7 protein-coding genes are annotated in these 5,211 nt (G+C 72.4%); 4 read left to right on the forward strand and 3 right to left on the reverse strand.

The features are described 5' to 3' along the window. The 3 genes from DW309_RS03445 to rocD all read left to right on the forward strand — a co-directional run. Positions 1–538 (forward strand): zinc-binding dehydrogenase (locus tag DW309_RS03445; protein ID WP_168387161.1); only part of this gene is annotated, 538 nt, incomplete at its 5' end. A 166-nt stretch (positions 539–704) separates the two neighbouring features. Further along, positions 705–1,583 carry a dimethylargininase gene (gene ddaH / locus DW309_RS03450; protein WP_136044562.1) on the forward strand — a complete coding sequence of 293 codons (879 nt, stop codon included), beginning with the start codon at positions 705–707 and terminating at the stop codon, positions 1,581–1,583. Beyond that, positions 1,580–2,803, forward strand: coding sequence for an ornithine--oxo-acid transaminase (rocD, locus tag DW309_RS03455; protein WP_240753115.1), 1,224 nt, complete (start codon positions 1,580–1,582; stop codon positions 2,801–2,803). The genes ddaH and rocD overlap by 4 nt, the downstream gene beginning before the upstream one ends. A gap of 81 nt (positions 2,804–2,884) precedes the next feature. On the opposite strand, the gene DW309_RS03460 is transcribed toward rocD, so the two are convergent. The 3 genes from DW309_RS03460 to DW309_RS03470 are packed head-to-tail and all read right to left on the reverse strand — an operon-like array spanning position 2,885 to position 5,004. After that, complete coding sequence (locus DW309_RS03460; RefSeq protein ID WP_136034150.1) at positions 2,885–3,163, reverse strand: hypothetical protein; 279 nt, start codon at positions 3,161–3,163, stop codon at positions 2,885–2,887. A gap of 60 nt (positions 3,164–3,223) precedes the next feature. Beyond that, complete coding sequence (locus DW309_RS03465) at positions 3,224–4,558, reverse strand: MFS transporter (RefSeq protein WP_136044564.1); 1,335 nt, start codon at positions 4,556–4,558, stop codon at positions 3,224–3,226. A 5-nt stretch (positions 4,559–4,563) separates the two neighbouring features. Next, complete coding sequence (locus DW309_RS03470; protein ID WP_136034152.1) at positions 4,564–5,004, reverse strand: MarR family winged helix-turn-helix transcriptional regulator; 441 nt, start codon at positions 5,002–5,004, stop codon at positions 4,564–4,566. 71 nt (positions 5,005–5,075) lie between these two features. Here DW309_RS03470 and DW309_RS03475 point away from each other — a divergent pair. Next, a partial coding sequence (locus DW309_RS03475) for a copper homeostasis protein CutC (RefSeq protein WP_275089828.1) occupies positions 5,076–5,211 on the forward strand: 136 nt, incomplete at its 3' end.

A 5,211-nucleotide genomic window follows, 5' to 3' on the forward strand; every position in this document is an offset into this window, starting at 1 on the left:
CGGCACCCCGCGGGTGCTGGTGATCGGGGCGTCGGGCGGGGTCGGCACGTTCGCGGTGCAGCTCGCCGCGCTGCGCGGGGCCGAGGTGTGGGCGTCGTGCCGCGACCGCAACCAGCCGCTGATCGAACGCCTCGGGGCCGTGCGCACGTTCGACCACCGGGTCACGCCCCTGCGCGAGCTGCCCGCGGGGCACTTCGACGCGATCATCGACGTCGCGGGCGGCATCCCGCTGCGGCAGCTGCAGCGACTGGTGGTGCCCGGCGGCCGCGTGGTGCTGGTCACCGGCGACGGCGGGCCCGTGCTGGGTCCGATCCCGCGCATGCTGAGGGCGGTCGTGCTGTCGCTCGGGTCGCGGCGCATCCGCCCGCTCGCGGCGACGCCCCGGCCCGAGGTGCTCGCCCGGCTGCTCGAGCTCGTGGCGGATGGCAGCCTCGTGCCGGTGATCGCCGAGACCTACGACTTCGCCGGGGCCGGGGCCGCGCTCGCCCGGCTGCAGGAGGGGCACGTGGTCGGAAAGCTGGTCGTGCGCGGCACCTGAGCGCGGCGGCGCGGGATCTGGCGGGCGGTCAGGCGCGGGTGGCACAATGGTCACCGGCGTGCCCGAGTCGCATCTTCCCCGCACCCGCTCCCGCGCGAGCGACGGGTCGAAGGACCGCCGGGCCCCTGGACAGCGTCCGCCGCGCCCGTTCACACGAGGAGCATCCATGTCGACGCCGGAGACCGCCGTCACCACCGCCCCTGCGCGCACCGCGCACCGCCGCCACTACCTGATGTGCCGTCCAGAGCACTTCACGGTGAACTACTCGATCAACCCGTGGATGGAGCCGGCCAAGCCGACCGACACGGCCCGTGCGGTCGAGCAGTGGCAGAAGCTGTACGACCTGTACGTCGAGCTGGGCCACGAGGTCGAGCTGATCGAGCCGCTCGCCGGATACCCCGACATGGTCTACACGGCCAACGGCGGCTTCCTGATCGACGGCCGCGCGTACGTGCCCGAGTTCCGCTTCGTCGAGCGTCAGGGCGAGGCCCCGGCGTTCGCCGACTGGTTCCGCGCCAACGGCTACGACACGGTGCTGCCCGAAGAGGTCAACGAGGGTGAGGGCGACTTCCTGCTGGTGGGTGACGTGATCCTCGCCGGCACCGGTTTCCGCTCCACGGGCGACAGCCACCGCGAGGTGGGTGAGGTGTTCGGCCGCGAGGTCGTGTCGCTCAACCTCGTCGACCCGCGCTTCTACCACCTCGACACCGCTATCGCGGTGCTCGACCCGGTGCAGGGCGTGGAGAACGGCGGCCCGGAGCGCGCCAACATCGCCTACCTGCCCGGTGCCTTCGACGACGCCAGCCGGGCCGAGCTCGAGCGGCGCTTCCCGGACGCGATCCTGGTGTCCGACGAGGACGGCGCGGTGCTCGGCCTCAACTCGTCCAGCGACGGCTACAACGTGATCATCTCGCCGCGCGCGAAGGGCTTCGAGCAGCAGCTGCGCGAGCGCGGGTACAACCCGATCCCGGTCGACCTGTCCGAGCTGCTGCTCGGCGGCGGCGGCATCAAGTGCTGCACGCTCGAACTGCGCGGTGCGAAGTGACCGCGGTCGAGCCGGTGACCGCGGCGGCCGCTGAGGCCACGGCGCACGCGGAGCCGCACGTCGCGCACAACTACCACCCGCTGCCGGTCATGATCGCGCGGGGCGAGGGCGCGTGGGTCACCGACGTGGAGGGCAAGCGCTACCTCGACCTGCTCGCCGCCTACTCGGCCGTGAACTTCGGTCACCGCCACCCCGCCCTCGTCGCCGCCCTCACGGAGCAGCTCGGCCGCGTGACCCTGGTGAGCCGGGCGTTCCAGAGCGACACGCTCGAGCCCTTCGCCGCGGCGCTCGCCGAGCTGTGCGGCAAGGAGCTCGTGCTCCCGATGAACACCGGCGCCGAGGCCGTGGAGACCGGCATCAAGGTCGCCCGCGCGTGGGGCTACCGCGTCAAGGGCATCCCCGAGGGCGAGGCGCGCATCGTGGTGGCCAACGGCAACTTCCACGGGCGCACGACCACCATCGTGAGCTTCAGCGACGACGAGACCGCGCACGACGACTTCGGCCCCTACACGCCGGGCTTCGACCGGGTGCCGTTCGCCGACGCCGACGCCATCGAGGCCGCGATCACGGAGAACACCGCGGCCGTGCTGGTCGAGCCGATCCAGGGCGAGGCCGGGGTCGTGATCCCGCCGGAGGGCTACCTGCGCCGCATCCGCGAGATCTGCGACGCGAAGAACGTGCTGTTCATCGCCGACGAGATCCAGGCGGGACTGGGCCGCGTGGGCGAGACGTTCGCGTGCGACCGCGAGGGCGTCGTGCCCGACCTGTACCTGCTCGGCAAGGCGCTCGGCGGCGGCATCCTCCCGGTGTCGGCCGTGGTGGGCGACCGCGACGTGCTGGGCGTGATCCGCCCGGGCGAGCACGGATCGACGTTCGGCGGCAACCCGCTCGCGGCGGCGGTCGGGCTGCGCGTGGTGGAGATGATGCAGACGGGCGAGTTCCAGGAGCGCGCACGGGCTCTGGGCGCGCACCTGGAGGCCACGCTGCAGCCGCTCATCGGCCACGGCGTGACTGCGGTGCGCATCGCGGGGCTGTGGGCCGGCGTCGACATCGACCCGGCGATCGGGACGGGCCGGGCGGTCGCGGAGAGGCTGTCCGAGCGGGGTGTGCTCGTGAAGGACACGCACGGCCAGACCATCCGCATCGCCCCGCCGCTCGTGATCCGCGCGACCGAGCTCGACTGGGCGGTCGAGCAGCTCAAGCTCGTGCTGGCGGGCTGATCTCCTCACGCATACGCGAAGGATCCGCGGGCGGGCACCGGTCTCCGGTCGTCCCGTCCGCGGTTCCGTCTGCGGGAGCGCTCAGGCCGGCGGGTTGTCCGGGTCGAGCGTCTTCAGGGTGTCCTCCTCGGCGGGGTTGTCCGCGTCGAGGCCGTCCTCCGTGTTCTCCGAGCCGCCGAGCGGGGCGTGACCGGGGCCGGAGCTGCCCTGGATCGCGCCGCCGGTCGACTCGCCGCGGGAGCTGTCGCCCTGGATCGCGCCGCCGGTGCCGTCGCCCTGGCCGTCCTCCTGGGGCACGTCGACGTCGGGCGCGCCCTCGGCCGGGTCCTGGGGATGGGGGGTGCTCATGTTGTCGTCCATGGCCCGACCGTACGGCGTGGGGCGGGTGACACGGAGGGCGTTGACAAAACGCCGCGGTCGTCACTCGCCGTCGTCGCGGCGCGCCGTGCGGATCGGCGTGGTCACGGTCGCCTTCTCGGTGAAGTCGACCGGTTCGACGGGCTGCACGACCCGCAGCGGCCGCGTCTCGTCGAGGGTGAGCAGGAAGCGGCTGGTCTCGTGCCGGTGCAGGCGGCCGGAGGTGAGCACCCACAGCACGCCGATCGCGCACGCGACGAAGCCCGCCGTGCCGCCCAGCATGATCGCGGCGCGCGGGCCGAACGTGTCGGCGACCCACCCGGCGATCGGCGCGCCGACCGGGGTCGAACCCATGATCACGGCCATGTACAGCGCCAGCACGCGTCCGCGCAGCGCCGGGTCGGTCGTGATCTGCACGTACCCGTTCGCCGTGGTCAGCAGCGTCACGATCATGAAGCCCGTGAAGGTGAGGGTCACGGCGTAGGCGAGGTAGCTCGGCATGGCGGCCGACACGAACGCGGCGATGCCGAACCCGCCGGCGGCGAGGATCACGACCCGCACGCGTGCGGTGTCGCGGCGGGCGGCGAGCAGCGCGCCGATCAGCGAGCCGATCGCGAGCACCGAGCTGAGCACCCCGTAGCCGTCGGCTCCCGCACCGAACTCGAGGGCCATGGTGGAGGCGAAGATCGGGAAGTTCATGCCGAACGCGCCGATCAGGAACACCGTCACGAAGACGACCTTGAGGTCGCTGCGCGCCCACACGTAGCGGAAGCCCTCGGCCAGCCCGCCCCGGTTGCGGTGCTTGGGCCGCGGGGCGAGCAGGTTCGCGCGCATCAGCAGCAGGGCCAGGATCATCGCGAGGAAGGTGGCGGCGTTGGCGATGAACACCCACCCGGAGCCGATCGCGACGATGAGGAGGCCGCCCACGGCCGGGCCCACCATGCGGGCGAGGTTGAACGAGGCGGAGTTGAGGGCGACCGCGTTCGAGGTGTCGGCGGCGGAGACCATGTCGGACACGAAGGCCTGGCGGGCGGGGGCGTCGAACGCGTTGACGATGCCGAAGCCGAGCGCGAAGGCGAACATCATCGGCAGTGTCATGACGCCGGCCAGCAGCAGCGAGCCGACGGCGATCGCGAGCGCGAGCAGCGAGCCCTGCGTGGCGAGCAGGATGCGGCGGCGGTCGAAGCGGTCGGCCACCCAGCCGGTGAGGCTCACGAGCACGAGGGGCGGCCCGAACTGGAGGGCCATCGTGATGCCCATCGCGGTCGCGTCGTTGTCGGTGAGCTCGGTCAGCACGACCCAGTCCTGCGCGGTGGCCTGCATCCAGCCGCCGACGTTGGAGACCAGGGCGCCCGCGAACCAGATGCGGTAGTTGATGTTCGCGAACGAGCGGAACATGGCGCTCATCGTTCGACCACCCTCCGCATCAGGGCGCTCGCATCGCGCAGGATCGCGAGCTCGGCCTCGGTGTAGTCGACCTCGCGGAGCATGTCGGCCAGCAGCTCGTCGCGGCGGCGGATGGTCTCGACCACGATCTCGGCGCCGGCGGGCGTGATGTCGACCTGCACGCGCCGGCGGTCGTCCTCGTCGGGCGTGCGGGCGACGTAGCCCTGCTCCTCGAGCCCGTTGACGATGCTGGTCATGGAGGGGGCGGTCACGCGCTCGCGCTCGGCGAGGGTGGAGATCGTGCGCCGGCCGTTCATACGCAGATCGGCGAGCACGGCGAGCTGGGTGTCGCTCATGGTGTCGGCGGCGCGGGCGCAGCGGAGGCGGCGGGCGAGCCGGAACGTGGCCAGGCGCAGGTCTGTGGCGGTGAGGGCGAGGAGATCATCGGGCGCAGACATACTTAGTTAGTCTATCTAATATTCGGGCGTCGTGGGCGGGGCGTCGCGCATCCACCCGGCAGAATGGACGGGTGACCCGTACCCTCGCTCTCGAACTCGCCGTCCAGGACCCCGCCGGAGTGCGCATCGCCGCAGAGATCGGCGCCGCCCGTGTCGAGCTCGCCACGGCCCTCGCGCTCGGCGGCCTCACCCCCTCGCCCGGGACCG

Source organism: Microbacterium sp. K41, assembly GCF_004794395.1.
GTDB lineage: Bacteria > Actinomycetota > Actinomycetes > Actinomycetales > Microbacteriaceae > Microbacterium > Microbacterium sufflavum.